Annotated in this window: 20 protein-coding genes and 1 riboswitch; of the genes, 7 read left to right on the top strand and 13 right to left on the bottom strand. The window is 37.3% G+C overall.

What is annotated here, in order from left to right; genetic code table 11:
- Positions 1 to 63 precede the first annotated feature (63 nt).
- Complete coding sequence (locus tag EGI05_RS17420; RefSeq protein ID WP_123264285.1) at positions 64 to 2,274, top strand: outer membrane beta-barrel family protein; 2,211 nt, start codon at positions 64 to 66, stop codon at positions 2,272 to 2,274.
- Between the two features lie 81 nt (positions 2,275 to 2,355).
- On the opposite strand, the gene EGI05_RS17415 is transcribed toward EGI05_RS17420, so the two are convergent.
- From EGI05_RS17415 to EGI05_RS17355, 13 genes are all read right to left on the bottom strand, one after another.
- Entirely contained in the window at positions 2,356 to 3,066 is a 711-nt protein-coding gene (locus tag EGI05_RS17415; RefSeq protein WP_123264284.1) for a HesA/MoeB/ThiF family protein, read from the bottom strand.
- A gap of 15 nt (positions 3,067 to 3,081) precedes the next feature.
- On the bottom strand, positions 3,082 to 4,200 hold the full coding sequence (gene thiH / locus EGI05_RS17410; RefSeq protein WP_123264283.1) for a 2-iminoacetate synthase ThiH: 1,119 nt from the start codon (positions 4,198 to 4,200) through the stop codon (positions 3,082 to 3,084).
- 11 nt (positions 4,201 to 4,211) lie between these two features.
- Positions 4,212 to 4,988 carry a thiazole synthase gene (locus EGI05_RS17405; protein WP_123264282.1) on the bottom strand — a complete coding sequence of 259 codons (777 nt, stop codon included), beginning with the start codon at positions 4,986 to 4,988 and terminating at the stop codon, positions 4,212 to 4,214.
- Positions 4,985 to 5,599: a thiamine phosphate synthase gene (locus EGI05_RS17400; RefSeq protein WP_123264281.1), complete on the bottom strand. Its 615-nt coding sequence runs from the start codon at positions 5,597 to 5,599 to the stop codon at positions 4,985 to 4,987. The genes EGI05_RS17405 and EGI05_RS17400 overlap by 4 nt, the downstream gene beginning before the upstream one ends.
- Before the next feature lie 2 nt (positions 5,600 to 5,601).
- Positions 5,602 to 6,342: a hydroxymethylpyrimidine/phosphomethylpyrimidine kinase gene (locus tag EGI05_RS17395; RefSeq protein WP_123264280.1), complete on the bottom strand. Its 741-nt coding sequence runs from the start codon at positions 6,340 to 6,342 to the stop codon at positions 5,602 to 5,604.
- Complete coding sequence (locus EGI05_RS17390) at positions 6,318 to 6,902, bottom strand: thiamine phosphate synthase (protein WP_123264279.1); 585 nt, start codon at positions 6,900 to 6,902, stop codon at positions 6,318 to 6,320. Before EGI05_RS17390 ends, EGI05_RS17395 begins: the two co-directional genes overlap by 25 nt.
- Entirely contained in the window at positions 6,899 to 8,710 is a 1,812-nt protein-coding gene (gene thiC / locus EGI05_RS17385) for a phosphomethylpyrimidine synthase ThiC (RefSeq protein ID WP_123264278.1), read from the bottom strand. Before thiC ends, EGI05_RS17390 begins: the two co-directional genes overlap by 4 nt.
- A 29-nt stretch (positions 8,711 to 8,739) precedes the next feature.
- The gene (gene thiS, locus EGI05_RS17380; protein WP_123264277.1) at positions 8,740 to 8,946 is read right to left on the bottom strand and encodes a sulfur carrier protein ThiS; all 207 of its coding nucleotides are present in this window, start codon (positions 8,944 to 8,946) and stop codon (positions 8,740 to 8,742) included.
- 58 nt (positions 8,947 to 9,004) lie between these two features.
- Positions 9,005 to 9,102: riboswitch (TPP riboswitch) on the bottom strand.
- Between the two features lie 104 nt (positions 9,103 to 9,206).
- Complete coding sequence (locus tag EGI05_RS17375) at positions 9,207 to 11,279, bottom strand: Ig-like domain-containing protein (protein WP_123264276.1); 2,073 nt, start codon at positions 11,277 to 11,279, stop codon at positions 9,207 to 9,209.
- Between the two features lie 258 nt (positions 11,280 to 11,537).
- A complete protein-coding gene (locus tag EGI05_RS17370) occupies positions 11,538 to 12,212 on the bottom strand; it encodes an RluA family pseudouridine synthase (RefSeq protein WP_123264275.1) in 675 nt (224 codons plus the stop codon).
- Positions 12,213 to 12,216: 4 nt separating this feature from the next.
- A complete protein-coding gene (locus tag EGI05_RS17365) occupies positions 12,217 to 12,537 on the bottom strand; it encodes a hypothetical protein (RefSeq protein WP_123264274.1) in 321 nt (106 codons plus the stop codon).
- A 3-nt stretch (positions 12,538 to 12,540) separates the two neighbouring features.
- Complete coding sequence (gene panB / locus EGI05_RS17360; RefSeq protein ID WP_123264273.1) at positions 12,541 to 13,356, bottom strand: 3-methyl-2-oxobutanoate hydroxymethyltransferase; 816 nt, start codon at positions 13,354 to 13,356, stop codon at positions 12,541 to 12,543.
- A 59-nt stretch (positions 13,357 to 13,415) separates the two neighbouring features.
- Positions 13,416 to 14,129: a Crp/Fnr family transcriptional regulator gene (locus EGI05_RS17355; RefSeq protein WP_123264272.1), complete on the bottom strand. Its 714-nt coding sequence runs from the start codon at positions 14,127 to 14,129 to the stop codon at positions 13,416 to 13,418.
- Between the two features lie 89 nt (positions 14,130 to 14,218).
- On the opposite strand from EGI05_RS17355, the gene EGI05_RS17350 reads away from it, so the two are divergent.
- The 6 genes from EGI05_RS17350 to ccoG all read left to right on the top strand — a co-directional run bounded on the left by EGI05_RS17350 (position 14,219) and on the right by ccoG (position 21,869).
- On the top strand, positions 14,219 to 16,597 hold the full coding sequence (locus EGI05_RS17350) for a heavy metal translocating P-type ATPase (RefSeq protein WP_185144980.1): 2,379 nt from the start codon (positions 14,219 to 14,221) through the stop codon (positions 16,595 to 16,597).
- 110 nt (positions 16,598 to 16,707) lie between these two features.
- The gene (ccoS, locus tag EGI05_RS17345; protein ID WP_123264270.1) at positions 16,708 to 16,941 is read left to right on the top strand and encodes a cbb3-type cytochrome oxidase assembly protein CcoS; all 234 of its coding nucleotides are present in this window, start codon (positions 16,708 to 16,710) and stop codon (positions 16,939 to 16,941) included.
- Positions 16,942 to 16,946: 5 nt separating this feature from the next.
- Positions 16,947 to 19,208, top strand: coding sequence for a cytochrome-c oxidase, cbb3-type subunit I (gene ccoN / locus EGI05_RS17340; RefSeq protein WP_123264269.1), 2,262 nt, complete (start codon positions 16,947 to 16,949; stop codon positions 19,206 to 19,208).
- A 20-nt stretch (positions 19,209 to 19,228) separates the two neighbouring features.
- On the top strand, positions 19,229 to 19,426 hold the full coding sequence (locus EGI05_RS17335; RefSeq protein ID WP_123264268.1) for a cbb3-type cytochrome oxidase subunit 3: 198 nt from the start codon (positions 19,229 to 19,231) through the stop codon (positions 19,424 to 19,426).
- Positions 19,427 to 19,434: 8 nt separating this feature from the next.
- Entirely contained in the window at positions 19,435 to 20,316 is an 882-nt protein-coding gene (locus EGI05_RS17330) for a cbb3-type cytochrome c oxidase N-terminal domain-containing protein (RefSeq protein ID WP_123264267.1), read from the top strand.
- Positions 20,317 to 20,414: 98 nt separating this feature from the next.
- Entirely contained in the window at positions 20,415 to 21,869 is a 1,455-nt protein-coding gene (gene ccoG, locus EGI05_RS17325) for a cytochrome c oxidase accessory protein CcoG (protein WP_123264266.1), read from the top strand.
- Positions 21,870 to 21,871 lie beyond the last annotated feature (2 nt).

The raw sequence follows: 21,871 nt of genomic DNA, 5'->3' as shown, positions 1-21,871 counted from the left end.
TACAATTGTTTGTAACAAAAATTCTTTTTCAACGTCTAACCCAATAGAAGTTTGAAAAACATTATGAAAAAAACAATTATTGCTTTATCCTTTTTGGGCTCTGTAGCGATCTATGCACAGGAGAAACCTGATAACCAAGTAAAAGAAAAACAAATTGAGGGTGTCACCATCACCAAAACTAAAAAAGCCGTTGAGCAAAAAGCAGATCGTACGATCTTCGATTTTTCTGAACAGCCTCAACTGAATAACGGGAATGTTTTAGAAGGGATTAAAAAGTTACCCGGACTTATTTCTACAGATATCGCAGGAATGATGTATCAGGGAAAAGTATTGGATGTATTCTTGAACGGAAGACCTCTCAACATTACTTCCAATGAATTGAATTCTTTCCTGGAAGGAATGCCTGCCAATTCGGTAGACAGGATTGAAGTAATCACACAGCCGGGTGCTGAATTTCCTGCTACCTCAGGCGGAGCGATCATGAATATCATCACCAATAAAAATGCCAATAAATATTTAACAGCAACCTATTCCGGGAACTATTCATTTACGAACTATGATAAATTCCGAAGCAGAACTTCGAACTCCCTAAATTTGAATGCCAGAAATAAAATTTTCGGATGGCAATTGAATATCGGGCAGAATTACCGTGAAAGTAATCTGAGAACGCTACAGGACGTATTATTGAATAGTAACACAGACAGAATCGGAAGAGGATACTTTGCAAAATCCGGACTGACTTTCGATCTTGGGCAGGACCGATTATTAGTAAACTACGATATTTATCACAACAACAATGACAACTATACTGCGAGTAACGGACTTGCTGATATTCCCGTAGCACCGGATACTTTCAGAGAAACTATATTTGAAGCTTCGGATGCCGCTCATACGAACAATTTAAGGCAGGAAGCGGTAGTAACTTATCAGAAAAGATTTACAGATAAGTCTCAAAAACTGGATTTTCAGTTTGGGTATACCAAATCTGACAGTAAATTCATACAGGATAATTTCTTCCAAAAAGGTATTTTCACAGATAATAATCAGAAATATTTCATTCCCGGAACCAAGGGGCTTTTGGATAACAAGACGGATATGAGCATTGCCAATTTCAAAGTGGATTATTCTCAACCTATCAATATTCTGGATGGCGGAAAAGTAAGCTTGGGAGGTCTATATGAAAGACAGGATCTGGATACGGAGAGTAAAGGTCTAACTAACTTAGAGTACCAAAGACAAACGGCTTCCACTTATCTGGAATTCCAGGCAAAATTGAAAAAATTTGATTTCATTTTGGGTTCCCGTGCAGAAAATTATGATATCTCCGGGGTAACAAGAGTGATAAAGTCAGGAGCAGTTGTTGAGGGTGATTTGAGGCCTTTCAACCGATTCAAGTTATTCCCGAATGCAAGTGTCCAGTATAACCTGATGAATCAAGTATACGTGGCTGCCAATTATAATAAAAAAATCAACCTGCCAAGTATTTCTGCTCTAAACCCGAATAACGTGATTTTTGCAGGACCAAACACGCAGGTAACCGGTAATCCTAATCTACAGCCTACTATTTTTGATAATTATGAAATAAAAATTTCCGCCTTTGATTATGCTTTTATCGGATATAATGTAAGCTCTGCCAAAAACCAGGTGGCGCAGATCATCAGAAAGAATGGTAAAAATCTTACTAATGAGCAGATCAACATTTCGAATATGAGAATTCATAATTTCAATGTGGGGCTTCCTGTTCCTTTTATGCTTTTCACTAAACCTTTGAGTGAAGTGATGAAGTTCAATTTCAATCCTGACAAGATCAACTTCATGTATATCTATGCAGGATATCAGAAGCATGACATTGATAACCTGAACAATAAAGGTTTTTGGATTTTCAACATCATGACCCAATTGATTTTACCAAAAGATATCAAACTGACGGCAAATTATAGTTACCTGACTCCAAAAGCAGGATATTTCTACTTTACAGCAGAGAAACCATTTAATAATTCTTTCGATCTTACGCTGACGAAGAAGTTCATGGATAACCGTCTGACACTTTCTGTTTTTGCGAATGATATTTTCAACGGTCAGAAAATGCAGGTCCGTTCTAATCCTCCAACAGGAGAAAGCGTATTTATGAGCAATAAATACGATACGAGAAACTTTGGTTTATCTATCAACTATAAAATCCCAACTAAAAATAAGCTGGCCAAAGAGGATCCAAATATCTTAAACAGTACAAAGAAGGAAGAAAATGGCGGAGTGATGCAGCAAGGTCAATAATTTTGAATCAATTTATATAAAAACGGACATCGGTCCGTTTTTTTGTTTATACCTCTCCGTCAACAATTCTTGGTGATTACATCAGAAGTCAATCGTCTGGAATCTCCAGTGTAAAGTATCAATCAAGGTAATTTGATTACCCTGCAAAGGAAGCTCTGTTATTATTTTCAAGATTAAATTCGCCATCATACTTCCTACAATTCCCGGCAAAGCTCCCAAAACACCTAAGCTGTCACAATCAGGAAGGTCTTCATCAAAAGGAGGTTCAGGAAAGAGGTCTCTTAAATTTTTGCTTCCTTTATAATTAAATACGGCAACCTGCCCCGAAAATCCTAAAATGCTTCCGTACACCAAAGGCTTATTTAATTGCACACAAGTATCATTGATTAAATATCTGGTTGTAAAATTGTCTGATCCATCAACAATGATATCAAATTGAGCGAGAGTCTTCTCCGCATTGGAAGCACTAATCTTTTCATCAATTCCAATAAAATTGATATGATGATTGAGTTTACTCACAAATTGTTCTGCACTTTTCACTTTAGATATCCCTACAGTATTTTCATGGTGAATGATTTGCCTGTTCAGGTTATGCAGTTCCACCTCATCAAAATCTGCGACACCCAAAGTTCCTACTCCCGCTGCTGTTAAATACTGAATAACAGGACTTCCCAATCCACCAGCTCCCACTACAAGAACTTTTGCATTCATTATTTTTCTTTGCCCTTCCAGGCCTATCTCATCAATGAATATCTGTCTGCTATACCGGGAAAAGACATCTTCACTTTTCATCTTGTTCTATTTAAATTAAAACCCACTGTAAACCGAATCCCAGTCTTTCATTACCGGATCATAGCCGGATTTTTTAATGACATTTCTTATTTCCTCCATACTTCTTTCATCACTGGTTTCAAACTGTTCTAATGATTCCTGATCTACCGCATATCCTCCAGGATTAGTTTTAGATGCTGCACTCATGGCTGTTGCTCCCAATGAAATAATATGGTCTCTGAATTTTTCATTCTCTCTTGTAGAAATCGAAATTTCCAGATCTTCATTCCAAATTCTGTAGGCACAGATCAATTGCAGCAAATCTTTATCTTCCATGATGAAATTGGGTTCAATAATTCCTTCCGCAGGTCTGAGCCTTGGAAATGAAACAGAAAATCTGCTTTTCCAATACTGTTTTTGCAAATAATCAATATGTAAAGCATTAAAAAAGCTGTCAACACGCCAATCTTCCAGACCCAATAAGACTCCCAAGCCCATTTTATGAATCCCGGCTTTACCAATTCTGTCAGGAGTTTCCAAGCGAAATTGGAAGTTTGATTTTTTTCCTTTCGGGTGGTATTCTTTATAGACTTCCTCATGATAGGTTTCCTGATACACCAGAACAGAATGTACTCCTTCTTTGTGAAGTTGGGAATATTCATCTTCAGACAGTGGCTGAACTTCAATGGAAATATTCGCAAAATGAGGCTTCAATAAACGGACTGCATTCAGAAAATAGGAAATTCCCACCATTTTATTGGCTTCTCCGCTTACCAGCAAAACATGATTAACACCCATTGCTTTTAACACACTTGCTTCAATCATCAATTCTGTGTCAGTAAGTGTTTTACGTTTGATCTTATTATCTAAACTGAAACCACAATAGGTACAAATATTCTGGCATTCATTACTGAGATATAATGGTGCATACAGCTGAATGGTCTTTCCAAAACGTTTTTGTGTGATAGAACGTGCCATATTCGCCATTAATTCTAACTTTTGAGCGGCAACCGGTGAAATCAGATTCAAAAAATCATCTATTGTTTTATTCTTTTTTGACAGGCTGTGTTCTACATCAGATAAGGTTATTTTTTCAAGCTTTTGCTTTACTTCTTCCCAATGATAGCGTTCAAAAATGTCTTTAAAACTCTTCATAGCAAATCAGATTAATCAAATAAGAAAGAGGTCAGCGGGCTTGATGCTTCCGCATGATCAGCAATAGCTCCTAATCCTGATTCAAAGGCTCTTCTTCCTGCAATAACGCCTTCTTTAAAAGCCCAAGCCATATTTACCGGATTTTTTGCCACTGCAATGGCCGTATTCACCAAAACAGCATCTGCTCCCATTTCCATTGCTTTTGAAGCGTCGGAAGGGGCGCCAATTCCCGCATCTACGACCACCGGAACATTGCTCTGACTGATGATGATCTCCAGAAAATCCAAAGTCCGTAATCCCTTATTAGTCCCGATTGGCGCTCCTAAAGGCATTACTACAGCTGTTCCCGCATCTTCAAGACGTTTACATAAAACCGGATCCGCATGGATATAAGGCATGACCACAAATCCTAATTTGGCCAGTTCCTCCGTTGCATACAATGTTTCTATGGGATCGGGCAATAAATATTTAGGATCCGGATGTATTTCAAGTTTCACCCAATTGGTTTCCAGGGCTTCTCTGGCTAACTGTGCCGCTAAAACCGCTTCTTTTGCAGTTCTGGCTCCTGAAGTATTAGGTAAAAGATGCGTTTTGGTAGGTTTTAAAGCGGTCAATAAATCATCTTCGGAAGCTCCGGAATCTATTCTTTTCAAAGCCATGGTTACCATATTGGTTTCTGAGGCTAGGATGGATTCCGTCATTTCCATAAGATTTCCAAACTTTCCTGTTCCTAAAAACAATCTTGATTCAAATACTCTATCGGCTATTACTAATTGTTGGCTTTTCATTTCAATACTTTTTTAAATTCTTTAATGATGGAAGGTTGAATGGTCAATTCTCCTGAAACAGCTACTCCATAAATTCCGATTTGCTGTAATAATTCTATATCATGTAAAGTAACTCCGCCGATCGCAAAGATTTTAGGAATTTCCTGTGACTTTTCTTTCAAACTTTCAATGATCTTCTGATACCCTTCAAATCCTAAAACCGGACTTAAATTTTCTTTGGTTGACGTAAACCTCAATGGTCCCAAACCTATATAATCACATGGTTCATTCATTCTTTGAAGCACATCCGACATGGTGTTTGCCGTTCCACCAATAATTTTATCGCTTCCTAAAATGTGCCTTGCTTTTTCAGTGGACAGATCTTTTAAACCCAAATGAACTCCATCTGCATCAATATCCTTAGCTAATTGAGCATGATCGTTAATGATGCAAACAGCTTTATATTCTGAACAAAGCTGTTTTGAAGTTTCACAGAGCTCGATCAATTCATTTTCAGGAGCATTTTTCCAACGAACCTGAACCCATTTCGCCCCATGATCTAATATTTTCCGGATATTGATCTCCTGTTCCTGCTTTGTATTTCCTTGTGATATGTATTGTAATGTTTCCATTGTTAAGTTGAATGAAACCCTAATAAAGAAGGGCTGCTTTTTAAAAATTGTTCGATGTAGTTTTTTCCTTTTTTACAGGCCGTTTCCAGGTCTTTTCCTCGAGCCAGCCAACTCGCAATAGCAGAAGAAAGAACGCAACCGGAACCATGTTTTGGAAAGTATTCAAAATTTCCCTCACCAGGCTCCAATGAAATTTCATTTCCATTTTCTTTTAAAATATCAACACCTAATTGATCATCTCTATGCCCTCCCTTAATGAGAACGGAACACTGCTGTTGATCCAACAGCTCATTTCCTTTTAAAATATTGTATTCATGATAATTGGGTGTGATTAAATCAATCTGATGCAAAATATTCTTCAAAAGAGAAAGTGAGTTTAAGTCAAAGAATGCAAACTCAGATGTACTTTTCAAAACAGGATCCCAAATGATTTTAATGTTTGATTTGTTCGATTTGATCGTTTTTAGGATTTCAATAAGCATCATCGCATCTTTAACTACTCCTATTTTTACTGTCTGGATGGGATACTCTTTCATCAAGACAACAATAGATTTCAATATTTCCCCTAAAGGCTGCCATTCCAAACTCAAACATTGAGATTCCGTCTGTAAAGTCATTGCTGTGCAGATCCCCAAACCCATTACTTTCAGCTGTTCCATGGTTTTGATATCCGCCAATAAACCAGCTCCACCACTGGGATCATATCCAGCAATACTCATTACGAAAGGGCGTTCTGTATGCATCTTCTGAAAACTTGTAAAGGTTGATTACTTTCCCATATTGCACCCAATACAGCTACTCCGTCTACTCCACTATCAAAGGCCTCATGAATATTATTTTCATCGATTCCTCCTAAAGCAACTAATTTCACATTCGGATTATCCCGATGTTTAATATCCTCTAAGACCGTTGTATTTTCTCCATATCCTCTTTTGGAAATGCTTGGAAAGACCGGGCTTATGAATGAATATTCCCATTCTTTTTCCAATCTGTTGTATGCATTAATATCATGAACGGAGGTTGAAAGAGTTTGATTTTTGAATTGAACAGCCCATCCATTCTTTCTCTCTTTTTCCCTGATATGAAATCTGGAAATAGCATACTCTTCTCCCAAATCATAATGACTATGCAATACTACTTGAGCATGGTATGGTGAGTCTATCCGATCAAGAAAATTTTTCATTTTTTCATTGCTGATAAAAGGTTTTCTGACATGAAGCAGATCCAATCCTTCCTGAAACAGCTGATTAATAATTTCAGTTTCATTGGAAATGATTGATTCAGGAGTGATTACAATGATCATATATAAATTTCTTTTCCTTTTTCAATAAATTCCTGTGATTTATCCAGCATTCCCTTTTCAGCAGATTCACGGATTTCCTGAGTGATCTTCATAGAACAGAATTTTGGTCCGCACATTGAACAGAAATGAGCGATCTTGGCTCCTTCTGCAGGAAGAGTTTCATCATGATAAGCTCTTGCGGTATCCGGATCTAATGAAAGGTTGAACTGATCTTCCCATCTGAATTCAAATCTGGCCTTGCTTAAGGCATTATCTCTATACTGTGCTCCCGGATGTCCTTTTGCCAAATCTGCAGCGTGGGCGGCAAGTTTATAAGTGATCACCCCGTCTTTCACATCTTTTTTATTAGGGAGTCCCAAATGTTCTTTCGGAGTTACATAACAAAGCATTGCGCATCCGAACCAACCGATCATGGCTGCACCAATTCCGGAAGTAATATGATCGTATCCCGGAGCAATATCCGTCGTCAACGGTCCTAAAGTATAAAAAGGGGCTTCATGACATTCTTTCAACTGCTTATCCATATTTTCTTTGATCATGTGCATCGGAACGTGACCGGGACCTTCGATCATTACTTGCACATTATGTTTCCAGGCAATTTTTGTCAGCTCTCCTAATGTTTCCAATTCTGCAAACTGTGCCGCATCATTTGCATCTGCAATAGAACCCGGACGAAGGCCGTCTCCCAGAGAAAAAGCAACATCATATTTTTTCATAATCTCACATATCTCTTCAAAATGGGTATATAAAAAGTTTTCTTTGTGATGATAAAGACACCATTTGGCCATAATAGAGCCTCCTCTGGAAACAATTCCCGTCACTCTATTCGCTGTCAGATGAATGTATCTCAATAAAACTCCTGCATGAATAGTGAAGTAAGAAACTCCCTGCTCTGCCTGTTCGATCAAGGTATCTTTAAAGATTTCCCAGGTAAGATCTTCAGGAACACCTTTTACTTTTTCTAATGCCTGATAAATGGGAACTGTCCCGATAGGAACCGGACTGTTTCTGATGATCCATTCTCTTGTTTCATGGATATTTTTTCCTGTTGACAGATCCATGATGGTATCTGCACCCCAACGACACGCCCAAACCGCTTTTTCCACTTCTTCATCTATACTCGATGAAACAGCACTATTTCCGATATTCGCGTTAATCTTCACTAAAAAGTTTCTCCCGATGATCATAGGTTCACTTTCAGGATGATTAATATTATTCGGGATGATTGCTCTTCCCGCTGCAATCTCTTCTCTGACAAATTCCGGAGTAATTGTATCTTTCGGTGTATTGGCTCCAAAGCTGTTTCCTTCATGCTGAAATGCCATATCCTTCGAAACGGAATCAAGCTGCTCTATACGCTGGTTTTCCCTGATCGCTACATATTCCATTTCGGGAGTAATGATTCCTTGTTTCGCATAATAAAGTTGGGTAATTTCTTTTCCTTCAGCTGCTACTTTGGGTTTATGGTCATATGAAAAACGTAATTCATCAAGTTTGGGATCTGCCAAGCGAGCTTTTCCATATTCTGAAGAAATTCCGTCTAAAACCTCAACATCTTTTCTATCCAGGATCCACTGTTCTCTGATCCTTGGAAGACCTTTTAAAATGTCGATTTCTGCGTTTTCATCAGTATACGGTCCCGATGTATCATATACAGTAACAGGTGGATTATGCTCTAATCCCCCATTGGTAAGTCTGGTAGGACTGAGTTGTATTTCACGCATTGCAACATTGATGGGATGTATATTTCCTTCAACGTAAATTTTTTTTGAGTTCGGAAATGGCGAACATGTAATTGAATGAGCCATGAGTATTGGTATTATTATGGGTATGAAGATTAGCCGCCTTGAGTGGCCGTAATGATTAAAATAGAATCTTGATCTTTGAGAAATGTTGCTGCCCAATCTGATTGGGGAACAATACGATTGTTAAGAGCTACTGCGATCCCTTTTTTCTTTCCGGGTGCTTCAATAGTCATTAATGCTTCCAGGGTTTCGGGAAGTTCATTAAAAGTTTTTCGGGTGTGGTTGATTGTAAGTTCCATTCCTAAATTTATTTGTACACTTTAGGAATGGCTATTATTGTACAATAGAATGTACAGCAAAAGTCATCTCACTTTTCCCTACGCTGGTATGATCCAGATCAGGTTCAAAGGGTAAAGTCTCAGCCTGTTGGTCAACAGACACCCCTAAAGTATGGGACGAAGTTAGGTATTTTTTCAGAATACACAAAATTTCATATTTCAGAAAACAAAAAAGCGGTGAATGAACACCGCTTTTTTATTAAAGATATTTTATGTTATTTCTATTTCTTGATAATCTTGACAGATTGCTGAGTTCCATCTTTCATATCCAACATCAGAATATAAAGGCCCGCTGAAAGATCTTGTAATCTTAGTATGGACTGAGGCTGATCAATCGTTTTGATTAATTTCCCTGAAAGATCTATTATTTTAGCTGATCTTACCAATTCAGGCTTACTGATATTGATGATTTCCGAGAATGGGTTTGGATGAACTTTTACGTTTTCTTTAGCACCCGTTTCAGAAGTTCCTAAACAAGTTGCGGCATCAACGGTTGCTGTTACCTGCTGACGTGAAGATTCGCAATTGGTTGATATTTGCCAATTATAAAAGAAATAATAATAAGTTGTTGATAAGTTGGTTCCCGTAATATTTACATAACCAGGTAATGAATAAGGATAAGCTAGGTTGCTTCCATCTCTAAACATATTGGTAACCCCCGTCCAAGCGGCTACACCTAAACGATAACTTGCTCCCCCTGTAATAGGGAAGTTGAGTGTAACAGTCTGTGGTGCTGATGCGGCTGTTGTATTATACCCTGTAACATTTACAGTCGTGGAGGTAATTGGTGTCCCTGTAGCAGTACGTAATTCAATGGTCACTGTACCTGCTGTACCTGCCGTAGCCGAATATGGATATAGATCTACAGTTTTCAAAGTGAAATCTGATAATGCGGTAAATTCAAGATATGAAGTAACTCCTCCACCTGTACCACTTGCATTAGACTCTATTCCTGCTTTACCTACATTCGCTGTTCCTGAATTTGAAGCAGAAACATAATAGTTGGTTGTTGAACTCAATACAGGTGTAGTAAACGAGTTCCCTGTTCCTACTAAGTTACCGTTTGTTGCAGCATCATACCATTTTACAGTTGCCCCTGCATCAGCCGTAGCATGTAAAGTTGCTGTTGCTCCAGGACAAATTGTTGCTCCTGTTGTTGAAAGTATATTAGGTGGTTGACAAAGCGTGGTAACAGATATTGGTAAAGCAGACCACTCACTGTAATTTCCAGATCCACAATTAGATCTTACCCAAACATAATATGTAGTAGTGTTTGATAATGAATTAATTGTTGCTGATGTCCCTGTAATATTATTTTGTGTTGGAGTTGTAGTACCTGTTGGGGCAATATTGGTTGTATTATAATACACATCATAACTTGCGGGCGTTGGTGTTGGAGCAGCCCAGTTAACTGTAACAGAATTTGGAGTAGATGAACCCGTCGTTAAAGTTGGAGCAAAACAAGTAGGAGGAGTCCATGTATAAGTAAATCCTGCCGGAGGCATTCCTGCTGTAGATGTAGAGGTAGTACTTGTATACTGTGTGCTTGTGTTAGCTGTCCCGGGAGTAGAGCTGGTAAATGCTAATGTGCTTGCATTTAAACGATTATTGTAATCAGCGCTTGAAGCACCACGAAGCCCGATCTGAACAGTTCCGGAAACACTCGTAGAACCTATAGCAAAGGCTCCACTATTGTAAATCATATCGATTACATTAGTTGTTTCTTTCAATCTGATTTGAAAAGAAAATGCATAGGCAGATGTAGAAGAAGTACTGTATGCAGGTCTAAAATTCGTCCATTGAATGACCATCTCTCTATTAGGAGCGGTTCCTACAACATCTGTTCTGATATCACCGGTAATTCCACCTAAATTAGCAAACGTGTTTAAACTTTTACCAAAAACAGAAACAGTTCCTTCATAAGCCTCCGTTGATGATATAGGAGTAGAATTTGATATACTTGGAGCAGTTGTTCCAAAAGTAATGTAGCCATTAGACGAGACTTTAATACTTGAGTAGATCTTACCATTATAATTAAAATTAAAAGGTAATGTCACATCATAAGGTGTTACCTGATATAAACTGGCCGTTCCTGAGTTGGCTGTGGCCGTTCCTAAAACAGTTCCCCCCGTAATTGTTGTAAAAGTACCCGTAGACTGAGCAAACGCGTAAGCTTTTGCCTGTGCATTTACCAATGAGTATGAGCCAGATAATAAGAGAGAACAAAGGGCTAGTGTTTTTAAATTCCGTTTTCTGAAATTTTTAAAAACATTTAAATTGTAAAGTTGTTTCATAAGGATAAATTTAAAAGCACAATATATGAAATTTTTAAAATATCAACACATACCACATTTTCACAAAAAATCATCACTATTAAATGCAATTAATTGAAAAATTAACAAACAAAAATAACTTATCCGTATAAATTTACTAAATCAAAAAACACTCATAAGTTTATTTTAAATTCTCATGTTACCATACTATTCATTTAAAAAAAAGAGTAGCATAATGCTACTCTTTTACAGTCACTTACTATTTTTAAAAGAAATTTTCTATTCACACGCTTTCCAAATGGCATCATCTTGTGGAACAGAAGCCACAATTTCTATTTTTTCTTTGGTTACAGGATGAATAAATTCAAGTTTTCTTGCATGAAGATGAATTCCACCATCCGGATTAGACCGGGGTGATCCGTATTTTAAATCTCCTTTTATAGGCACTCCTATTTTAGAAAGTTGCGCACGGATCTGGTGATGCCTTCCCGTTTCAAGATCAATTTCAAGAAGCAGGTAATTATCAAGGCTTTTAATTACCGTATATGTTAAAATGGCTTCTTTTGCCCCATCAGTAGCTTTGGGAAAGACAATTGCCTTATTATTTTTTTCGTTTTTCTTCAAATAATGAATGAGCCGTTGGGTTTGAGGGATCATCTCTTTAGCAACAACTGCCCAGTATGTTTTTTTGATTTCCCTGTTTTTCACCATCTGCGTAAGACGGGAAAGCGCTTTGGAAGTTTTAGCATAAATAACAAGGCCGGATGTAGGACGATCAATACGATGAACCAATCCAAGAAATACATTCCCTGGTTTATTATCTCTTATTTTTATAAAATTCTTGATCGATTCCAGCAAAGATTCATCTCCGGTCTTATCTCCCTGAACAAGTTGCCCTACTTTTTTATTGATCACCAAAAGGTGGTTATCTTCATATACAATCTGTTCTTCCATTTGATCAGATTTGTTTAGGCCTGTTGGATAAAGAAAGAATAATTCCCGCTAAAAGACCTATTGTTTTAAGTACAGATAATTTCGAATCTGCTGGAATAAAAGCTCCAAGAACACAAATAGCTGCCGCACCATACATCGCGTACACAAAATTTTTATTAGTAAGAAAAGGGGCTTGCAAGAAAAAACTGATTCCAATTAAAACATAGAATACCTTGCGGGAGAGCAGATCATTGATTTCAGGAGAAAATAAATTAAACCATCCGGCTGCAAGGCAAACTAAAGCGATAATAGAAATAACCCCTTGTGCTGTCTGTTGATTTCTCATGAATTAATAGCTTTCGTTTTCATTTGGAAAATCAACACTTTTCACATCTTTTACATATTGGGCAACTGCTCCTGTAATTTCAGTATAAAGATCAAGATATCTTCTTAAGAACTTTGGGGTAAAATCTTTATTCATTCCTACCATATCATGATACACCAGAACCTGCCCGTCACAATGAGGCCCTGCTCCGATTCCGATAGTAGGGATAGAAATACTTTCAGACACTTTCTTTGCCAGATCAGCAGGAATTTTTTCCAACACCACAGAAAAACATCCTAGTTCTTCCAAAAGTTTTGCATCGCTGATCAGTTTTTCAGCTTCCGCCTCTTCTTTTGCCCTTACTTTATAGGTCCCGAATTTATAGATGGATTGTGGCGTTAATCCTAAATGTCCCATCACCGGAATTCCGGCATTAATGATTTTCTTGATTGATTTTGAAATCTCTTTACCTCCTTCAATTTTAACGGCATGAGCTCCTCCTTCCTTCATCATTCTTACTGCAGATTCCAATGCTTTTTCTGGATTACTCTGATAAGTTCCGAAAGGTAAATCTGCCACCACCAAAGCTCTGTCTATTCCTCTAACCACACTCTGCGCATGGTAGATCATCTGGTCTAAAGTAATTGGCAACGTAGTTTCAAATCCCGCCATTACATTCGCAGCAGAATCTCCTATCAGTACGGCATCAATTCCTCCTGCGTCTACCATTTTGGCGGTAGTAAAATCATAAGCAGTAAGCATGGTTATCTTTTCCTTATCGAATTTCATTTTTCGTAAGGTTTCGGTAGTAACTTTTTTAATTTCAGAATGAACAGACATAATTATTGTATGTTTAAAAGTTAAAAAGTCGGCTTTCGCCGACTTGAATTTTGTATGGATTATAAAACTACGTGTCCTAGTTTCATTAGTTTGTCGTGATTCAAGATTTTGATGTTTCTGCCATCCACCTCGATGAGGTGATCTTGTTTGAATTCGGAAATCAATCGAATGGCACTTTCTGTAGCCGTTCCTATGATATTGGCAATTTCTTCCCGTGTTAAAGAAATTTTGATGAATCCTTCCGGATCCACTCCCAGTTTCTGTTCCAGAAGTAATAAGATTTCTGCCAATCTTTCTCTTACTGTTTTTTGTGCAAGGAAAGTAATGGTATTTGATGATTCTCCTAACTCATAAGCGATTTTCTGAAGCATCACAAAAGAAAGCTGAGGATCAACTTCTAAAAGATGCATAAAAATCTCCGAAGGAAGAAAAACACATTCAATGTCTGTCATAGCTTCAGCTTTCGCCTGGAAATTTTCCCCACAAAGCAAAGATCGGTATCCGATAATATCGCCTTCTTTAATAAATCTTAAAATCTGGTCTTTTCCAAAAGCCCCTGACTTCGATAATTTTGCCGCTCCTTTTTCCAAAACAAACACTCCTTTCGGAATCTCGCCGTCCTCGAAAATAGTATCGTGTTTTTGAAAACTCAATCTTTTTTTGGCATTAATATATTTTTCGAAATCTGCGCTGGAAAGTCTTTCTTTAAATGATTTATCATTAAAAACTCTGGCAAATCTTTCTTCAATCGCTAACTGTTTTTCCTGAGGCATTTTACATGACATTTATCACAAAAATAGAACATTTTAACTCGATAAACAAAAAAAATTGTTATAATTTTGTAAGTCAATATTTTATGAAGGTGAGCGAGAACTGTTATCATTGCGGACAAGGTATAGAAAAGGAAAGGATTCTTTTTGATGAAAAGACTTTTTGCTGCAACGGCTGTAAATCTGTCTATGAAATTCTGAATACCAATAATTTAAGTAATTTCTACGAATTAAATAAAAAGGCAGGAATTCGTCCGAGCGATGAAAACTCTTCTCAATTCGATTACCTGGACACTCCCGAGATTTTCGAAAAGGTAACTGATTTCTCCGAGGGAGGAACCAGCCTTGTCACTTTCAAAATCCCTGTAATCCATTGTTCTTCATGTATTTGGTTATTAGAAAGCCTTCATACCCTGAATAAGGACATCAAGTATTCGCAAGTTAATTTCACCAGAAAGACCCTACAGATTTCTTTCAATCATAATAATTTGAAATTAAGTGAATTAGCTAAATTCCTAACAAATCTAGGGTACAAACCCGTCATCAGTTTAGAAACCGCGGAAAAAAACGTTGATCACCTTGACAAATCTCTCTTGGTAAAATTTGCCATTGCAGGGTTTGCTTTCGGTAACGGGATGTTCCTTGCTTTTCCCGAATATATTGGAGGCGAAGATTACTGGATGGACCACTACAAAGGACTTTTCAGAATATTAATGTTTTTATTGGCCACTCCTGTTGTATTCTATTCCGCATCAGACTATTATAAATCCGCGTGGTACGGTTTAAAAAACAAAATAGTCAACATCGATGTTCCAATCGTTTTAGGAATTCTGGTTCTCTACGGAAGAAGTATTTATGAGATCGCAACAGATTACGGTCCCGGATATTTTGACACATTGTGCGGCCTTTTATTCTTCATGCTTTTAGGTAAAATCTTTCAGAAAAGAACTTACAATGCGCTTTCCTATGATCGCGACTATAAATCCTTCTATCCTATCGCCGTTACAAAAGTTGACTTCGAAGGAAAGCAAGAAAACATTTTACTTTCCGAGATCAAAGTTGGAGACAGGATACTGGTAAGAAATCAGGAAATCATTCCTGTGGATGCTGTTTTGATTAATGGTGAAGGGAATATAGATAACAGTTTCATTACCGGAGAAAGCGTAAGCATCAGTAAACAACCGGGAGATAAGATTTTTGCAGGAGGAAAACAGATCGGCTCCTCATTAGAGCTTGAAGTAATCAAGAATGTTGATCAAAGTTACTTAACCCAGCTTTGGAATAAGGAAGCTTTCAAAAAACATGAAACCGGACTCGACACTCTCACCAATAATATCAGTAAGTATTTTACATTCATTATTTTAGGCATTGCATTGATTGCCGGAATTTACTGGTCTTTTATCGATCTGGAGAAAATGTTCCAGGTTATTTCCGCCATCTTAATTATTGCCTGCCCTTGTGCATTGGCTCTTTCAGCGCCATTCACATTTGGACACATTATGAGGATTTTAGGTAGAAATAAATTCTATGTAAAGGATACTTTAACCATTGAAAAGATTGCAAAGCTTGACACTATTGTTTTTGACAAAACAGGAACCATCACCCATAGAAAGAAATCAAGTATCACCTACGAAGGCTCTGAAATTCAGGAATTTGATTTAGCCAACATCAAAACTTTATTAAAGAACTCCAACCACCCTCTTTCCAAATCTTTATATGAATTTTTGGACATCCAGGATGATTATTTTCCGGTGGAGAATTTTGAAGAAATTTCAGGAAAAGGATATCATGCCTATGTAAGGGGGAATATGTATAAAATAGGTTCTGCCCGTTATAACAATCAGGAGTCCAAAAATCTTGAAACAGCAGTTTACATCAGCAAAAACGATGAGTTTTTAGGAAAATTTATATTCAAAAACGAATATCGAGGAAACCTTAAAAATCTTTTCCAACGACTCACCAACTATAAGATTTTTATCCTGAGTGGAGATAATTCCTCTGAAGAAAACCAATTAAAAGAATTGATTCCAAACTATGAGGAAATGGCCTTTAACCAAAGCCCGGAAGACAAGTTGAATTACATTAAAAATCTTCAGGATAAGAATTGGAAAGTGGCCATGTTAGGAGACGGCTTAAATGATGCAGGAGCTTTGAAACAAAGCAACGTTGGAATTGCTATTTCTGATGACACCAATACATTTACACCATCCTCAGATGTTATTATGAATGGAGATAAAGTGGTAACTCTTGATAATTATCTAAACGTTTGCAAAGGTTCTATTACCATTGTGAAAATGACATTCATAATTAGCTTTTTGTACAATATCGTTGGTTTAAGTTACGCAGTCACAGGACACATGCATCCTCTTTTTGCCGCGATCATCATGCCAATAAGTTCTATTACGGTGGTTACATTCACTACACTTTCAACTTGGATTTTGGGTAGAAAATATTTCAAGAAACAAGCCTGAAACCCGCTTATTTAGACTGATTTTAAATTAGCTGAAATCCGTATTTCGTGATGAAAGTCATTATTTTTCACTAAATTTGAACCCCGAAAATTGGTTAATTTTGTTGTCCAATGGATATTCTATATTTAATGATCTTATGCAGCGTTTCTTTGGCTGCGATTTTCTTGGTCGTATTTATAGTCAACGCCAGAAAAGGACAGTTTGAAGACGATGAATCTCCAGCTGTAAGGATTCTTTTTGATTCTGATGAAATCAAGGAAAAAGAAGAAGAAAAAGTTGGCAACAAAGAAACAGACCTGCAAGAAAAAGGAGACAATAAAAAAATTGAAGAAAAAAGTGAATAGTTGATATGGAAACACAAAAGTTTAGTTATGACAACAGTATTGTTCGGGCATTCCTTTATGCGACCGTAGCTTTCGGGATCATAGGGTTTTTATTCGGGCTTACAGCAGCATTAATGCTTTTCTATCCGGAGCTTCCTGAGTTTTTCTTTGGAACGGATGATACAACCATTAAAAGCTTAGCCTCCGGCAATATACAAGGCTTGATCAATACACAAGGAGCGTTTGGATTCGGAAGAATCAGAATGCTGCATACAACGACTGTAATTTTTGCATTCGTATGTAACAGTGTATTCGTAGGAGTCTATTACTCATTACAGAGACTATTGAAAACAAGAATGTACAGTGATACTTTATCATGGATACATTTCTGGACATGGCAGATCATGATCATTGCTGCCTATATTACATTCTTTATGGGGATCAATACCTCTAAAGAATACGCAGAACACGAATGGCCAATTGATATTTTGATCGCATTCTCATGGATCGTATTCGGAGCGAATATGTTCCTAACTATTGCGAAAAGAAGAGTGAGACACCTTTACGTAGCAATCTGGTTCTTTATTGGTACCTGGATCGCGGTAGCAATGCTTCACATCTTTAACAACTTAGAAGTTCCATTATCATTCACCGGATGGAAATCATACTCAGCGTATGCAGGAGTGAAGGATGCTATTGTACAATGGTGGTATGGTCACAATGCTGTAGCATTTATCTTGACAACTCCGGTTCTTGGTTTGATGTATTATTTCTTACCAAAAGCTGCTGACAGACCGGTTTTCTCTTATAAGTTATCCATTATTCACTTCTGGTCATTAATTTTCGTATATATCTGGGCTGGTCCTCACCACCTTCAGTATACAGCACTTCCAGCATGGGCACAGGCTGTGGGAACAGGTTTCTCTATCATGCTTATTGCACCGTCTTGGGGAGGAATGCTAAATGGTCTTCTTACATTAAGAGGAGCTTGGGATAAAGTGAGAGAAAATCCTATTCTTAAATTCTTCGTGGTTGCAGTAACCTGTTATGGTATGGCAACATTTGAAGGACCACTTTTAGCTACTAAAAACATCAACAAAATTGGTCACTTTACAGACTGGGTAATTGGTCACGTACACTTAGGTGCTCTTGGATGGAATGGTTTCATGGCATTCGGGGTGATCTATTATTTGATCCCAATCTTGTGGAGAACTAAACTTTGGTCTGTAAAATTAGCTAACTGGCATTTCTGGTTAGGAACATTAGGAATTATTTTCTATGCAGTACCAATGTATATTTCAGGGTTCACTCAGGGGTTAATGTGGAAACAGTTCAACCCGGATGGAACATTAGTATGGAAAAACTGGTTAGATACGGTAACCGCTATTATTCCTTACTTTAAAATGAGATTCTTAGGTGGAGCATTCTACCTTTCAGGAGCTATCTTAATGGTGGTTAACCTTTATAAAACAGTAAGAGCGGGTTCGTTCCAGAAAGAAGTTCCTGCAGAAGCACCTGCTTTAGCTAATATCAGCAAAAACAGAAAAGAAGGAGAAGGAACTCACCTTTGGTTAGAAAGAACACCGGTTTTATTAGGGATATTATCTTTCTTAACCATCTCAATTGGTAGTTCAGTGGAAATCATTCCTACACTGTCTCTTAAGAAGAGTGTTCCTACCATTTCAGCAGTAAAACCATATTCTCCACTGGAATTAGAAGGTAGAGATATTTATATCCGCGAAGGCTGTAACGCTTGTCACTCTCAAATGGTAAGACCATTCAGAGATGAGATCGTAAGATTCAACGGTAAAAATGGACAATATTCAAAAGCTGGAGAGTTCGTGTATGACAGACCATTCTTATGGGGATCTAAGAGAACAGGACCGGATTTACATAGAGAAGGAGGTAAAAACCCAAGTTCTTGGCATTACAAGCACATGTATAACCCAAGATCTACTTCCGCAGGTTCTATTATGCCTCGTTACCCTTGGTTAATTGCTAATAACTTAGACAGATCTAAAATGGTTGACAAAATGGTATTAATGAAAAATGCCTTTGAAGTACCATATACTAAAGCTGAAATAGATTCTGCAAACAAATGGGCAGATAACCAGGCGGCAAAGATTGTAAGAGATATCTTCTCTGAAGCTACTGACTTAAAAGACGCGTATGCTAAGAGACCTAAAGGTGAATTGGAGAAAAAAGAAATCGTAGCTCTTATCTCTTATTTACAAAGATTGGGAACTGATATTAAAACAACTGAGATAAAAACAGCAAGTAATAACTAAACATATTAAAAGGTTCAATAATGATTCCTCAGAATTTTAAAGATATATTATCCAATACCGAAAATGCTGGCTTTTACCAGACATTGGCTCTGATATTCTTTATGCTGTTCTTTGTAGCCTTAGTAATATATGTTTTTAGCAGGCCTAAAAAATATTACAAGGAAGAAGAAGAAGCTCCTCTTGAGGATGACGCAGATGAATCTGACTTTAAAAATTAAACTTTATTATGAAACAAAGAACACCGGTTTTTGTAAACATTTTAATAATAACTGGACTTTTAATAGTTTTTTATTATTTGTTTGTTCAAAGCTATTCGTTTTTATCTTCACCTTATTTCTGGGGAACTATTGTAATAGGCAGCATTTTAGCTTACATCCACAGTGCAATTGGAGATTTAATTGAGAATAATAAATTCAAAAAACTAAGCCCTGAAGAAAAGGCAGCTTACTTAGCAGAAAAGAAAGTTCCTTACTTCAAGAGATTATATAATGCAGCCTTCAAAAAACAATCTGCAGCTGAAGAAAAAGATATCCTTATTGACCATGGTTTCGACGGGATCATGGAGCTGGATAACCAATTACCAAAGTGGTGGGTAGGATTATTCTGGTTTGGGACTGCTTTTTGTATTGTATATGTAGCGGCTTTCTCTTTCACAGATTTTGCACACCCGATCAGTGAATACGAAAAAGAATATAAAGAGCAAATTGCAAGTATTGAAGAGTTTCAAAAGTCTCAGCCTCCTGTAACTATTGAAACAGCTAAATATTCAGCAGATAATATTGCAGAAGGTAAAGAATTATTTAAAACAAACTGTGCGTCTTGTCACAAAGAAGATGGTAGTGGTGGTATTGGTCCGAACTTAACGGATAACTATTGGATCAACCAGCCTGAGAAAACATTATTCAAAAACGTTTTCCATATGGACTGGAATGGTTCGCCTACCAATCCTGCGATGAGACCATTCGGTAAAAACGGAGAAGTTTCCGGTGCAGAGATTGAAAAGATTGCAGCATATGTATATCACATCAATCAGGAACAACCTCCGGTAACACCTGCTCAGGGTGGAGCTGCTCCTCAGGGAACAGAAGCACATTGGGAAAAAGAATAATTTTAAAAAGAAATTAGAAAACATATGAAAAAACATAATTTGTTATTAGAGAAAAAATAGTAACGAATTATGTTTTTCTTTTTTTAAATCTATACAATATGTCAGACATAGAAGAAATAGAAGTACGCGGCGGACAGGGACAGGTTCTGGACCCTGAAACTTACAGAGATTCTATAGGGACAATGGAGCAATCCGGAAAAAGAAAATGGGTTTTTCCAAGAAAGCCTAAAGGTAAATATACCAACTATAGAAATGTTGTAAGCTATATTTTATTACTTATTTATTTTGCAGTACCGTTCATCAAAATCAATGGGAATCCATTACTCCTATTTAATGTTATTGATAGAGAGTTCTTCATTTTCGGACAGCCATTCTATCCTCAAGATTTTTTCATCCTTACATTAGGCGCTATTGCCTCTTTGATATTCATTATTGTATTTACGATTGCTTTCGGTAGAATTTTCTGCGGATGGATATGTCCTCAGACAATTTTCCTAGAAATGATCTTCCGTAAAATAGAATATGCTATCGAAGGAGACAGAAATAAGCAGATGAAGCTGGACAGACAGGAATGGAACAGTGAGAAGATCTGGAAAAGAGGACTGAAATGGAGCATTTACATCATTATTTCTCTTATCATAACCCATTTTATGTTTATGTATATTGTGGGCTATGAGGAAGTATTAAGAATTATTTCAGAAGGCCCTTTTGCCCATCCTACTAATTTTATCGTAATGGTCCTTCTTACGGCTGCCTTTTACTTTGTGTTTGCATGGTTCAGAGAACAGGTTTGTACATTGGTGTGCCCATACGGAAGATTACAGGGTGTATTGATCGATAAAGATACCATCAACGTATTTTATGATTTCAAGCGCGGTGAAAACAGAGCTAAATGGAGAAAAGGAGAAGACAGAAAAGCAGCAGGAAAAGGAGATTGTATTGATTGTCATCAATGCGTTGTGGTATGTCCTACCGGAATTGACATCAGAGACGGGCAGCAATTAGAATGTGTAAACTGTACGGCATGTATTGATGCATGTGATGAAGTGATGGAAAAAGTGGGGCTTCCAAAAGGCCTTATTCGATATGCTTCTGAAAATGAGATAGAAAACCAAACCGGGTTTAAGTTTACAGGAAGAATGAAAGGCTTTGCCCTATTTCTCGTTCTACTGGTGGGATTCCTGGGCTACCTTCTTTACAACCGTGGAGAAATGGAGGCTAAGTTCATTAAACCTGCAGGAAGTACCTTCTTTGTAAGGGATGGTAAAATTACCAATACCTATAACTATACTTTCCTAAATAAAACAAACGAGAAAAAGATTGTAACCATAAAGGTACTGGAGCCTGCACATGGTGAAGTTATTTACAGTGCCTCAAGCAAAATTCCGGTAGAAAGAGATAAAATTTCAAAAGGAACGGTCAATATTAGTTTCCCTGAAAGCGAAATGAAGCTTTCCAAACAAAATATCACCATTGGAGTTTATGACACAAAAGGTAAACTGATCGATTCTTACCAGACCTATTTTGAAGGACCATTTAAATTACAATTTTAATT

Origin of the sequence: Chryseobacterium daecheongense, from assembly GCF_003729955.1 — a bacterium.
Taxonomy (GTDB): Bacteria; Bacteroidota; Bacteroidia; order Flavobacteriales; family Weeksellaceae; genus Chryseobacterium; species Chryseobacterium daecheongense.
The sequence above is the reverse complement of the archived record's forward strand: the minus strand, read 5'-3'. Positions and strand labels throughout refer to the sequence as shown.

What these genes read in the sequence shown, in the direction of transcription:
- EGI05_RS17420 (WP_123264285.1), top strand. Translation starts at nt 64, where the DNA reads ATGAAAAAAACAATTATTGCTTTATCCTTTTTGGGCTCTGTAGCGATC.
- EGI05_RS17415 (WP_123264284.1), bottom strand. Translation starts at nt 3,066, where the DNA reads ATGAAAAGTGAAGATGTCTTTTCCCGGTATAGCAGACAGATATTCATT.
- thiH (WP_123264283.1), bottom strand. Translation starts at nt 4,200, where the DNA reads ATGAAGAGTTTTAAAGACATTTTTGAACGCTATCATTGGGAAGAAGTA.
- EGI05_RS17405 (WP_123264282.1), bottom strand. Translation starts at nt 4,988, where the DNA reads ATGAAAAGCCAACAATTAGTAATAGCCGATAGAGTATTTGAATCAAGA.
- EGI05_RS17400 (WP_123264281.1), bottom strand. Translation starts at nt 5,599, where the DNA reads ATGGAAACATTACAATACATATCACAAGGAAATACAAAGCAGGAACAG.
- EGI05_RS17395 (WP_123264280.1), bottom strand. Translation starts at nt 6,342, where the DNA reads ATGCATACAGAACGCCCTTTCGTAATGAGTATTGCTGGATATGATCCC.
- EGI05_RS17390 (WP_123264279.1), bottom strand. Translation starts at nt 6,902, where the DNA reads ATGATCATTGTAATCACTCCTGAATCAATCATTTCCAATGAAACTGAA.
- thiC (WP_123264278.1), bottom strand. Translation starts at nt 8,710, where the DNA reads ATGGCTCATTCAATTACATGTTCGCCATTTCCGAACTCAAAAAAAATT.
- thiS (WP_123264277.1), bottom strand. Translation starts at nt 8,946, where the DNA reads ATGGAACTTACAATCAACCACACCCGAAAAACTTTTAATGAACTTCCC.
- EGI05_RS17375 (WP_123264276.1), bottom strand. Translation starts at nt 11,279, where the DNA reads ATGAAACAACTTTACAATTTAAATGTTTTTAAAAATTTCAGAAAACGG.
- EGI05_RS17370 (WP_123264275.1), bottom strand. Translation starts at nt 12,212, where the DNA reads ATGGAAGAACAGATTGTATATGAAGATAACCACCTTTTGGTGATCAAT.
- EGI05_RS17365 (WP_123264274.1), bottom strand. Translation starts at nt 12,537, where the DNA reads ATGAGAAATCAACAGACAGCACAAGGGGTTATTTCTATTATCGCTTTA.
- panB (WP_123264273.1), bottom strand. Translation starts at nt 13,356, where the DNA reads ATGTCTGTTCATTCTGAAATTAAAAAAGTTACTACCGAAACCTTACGA.
- EGI05_RS17355 (WP_123264272.1), bottom strand. Translation starts at nt 14,129, where the DNA reads ATGCCTCAGGAAAAACAGTTAGCGATTGAAGAAAGATTTGCCAGAGTT.
- ccoS (WP_123264270.1), top strand. Translation starts at nt 16,708, where the DNA reads ATGGATATTCTATATTTAATGATCTTATGCAGCGTTTCTTTGGCTGCG.
- ccoN (WP_123264269.1), top strand. Translation starts at nt 16,947, where the DNA reads ATGGAAACACAAAAGTTTAGTTATGACAACAGTATTGTTCGGGCATTC.
- EGI05_RS17335 (WP_123264268.1), top strand. Translation starts at nt 19,229, where the DNA reads ATGATTCCTCAGAATTTTAAAGATATATTATCCAATACCGAAAATGCT.
- EGI05_RS17330 (WP_123264267.1), top strand. Translation starts at nt 19,435, where the DNA reads ATGAAACAAAGAACACCGGTTTTTGTAAACATTTTAATAATAACTGGA.
- ccoG (WP_123264266.1), top strand. Translation starts at nt 20,415, where the DNA reads ATGTCAGACATAGAAGAAATAGAAGTACGCGGCGGACAGGGACAGGTT.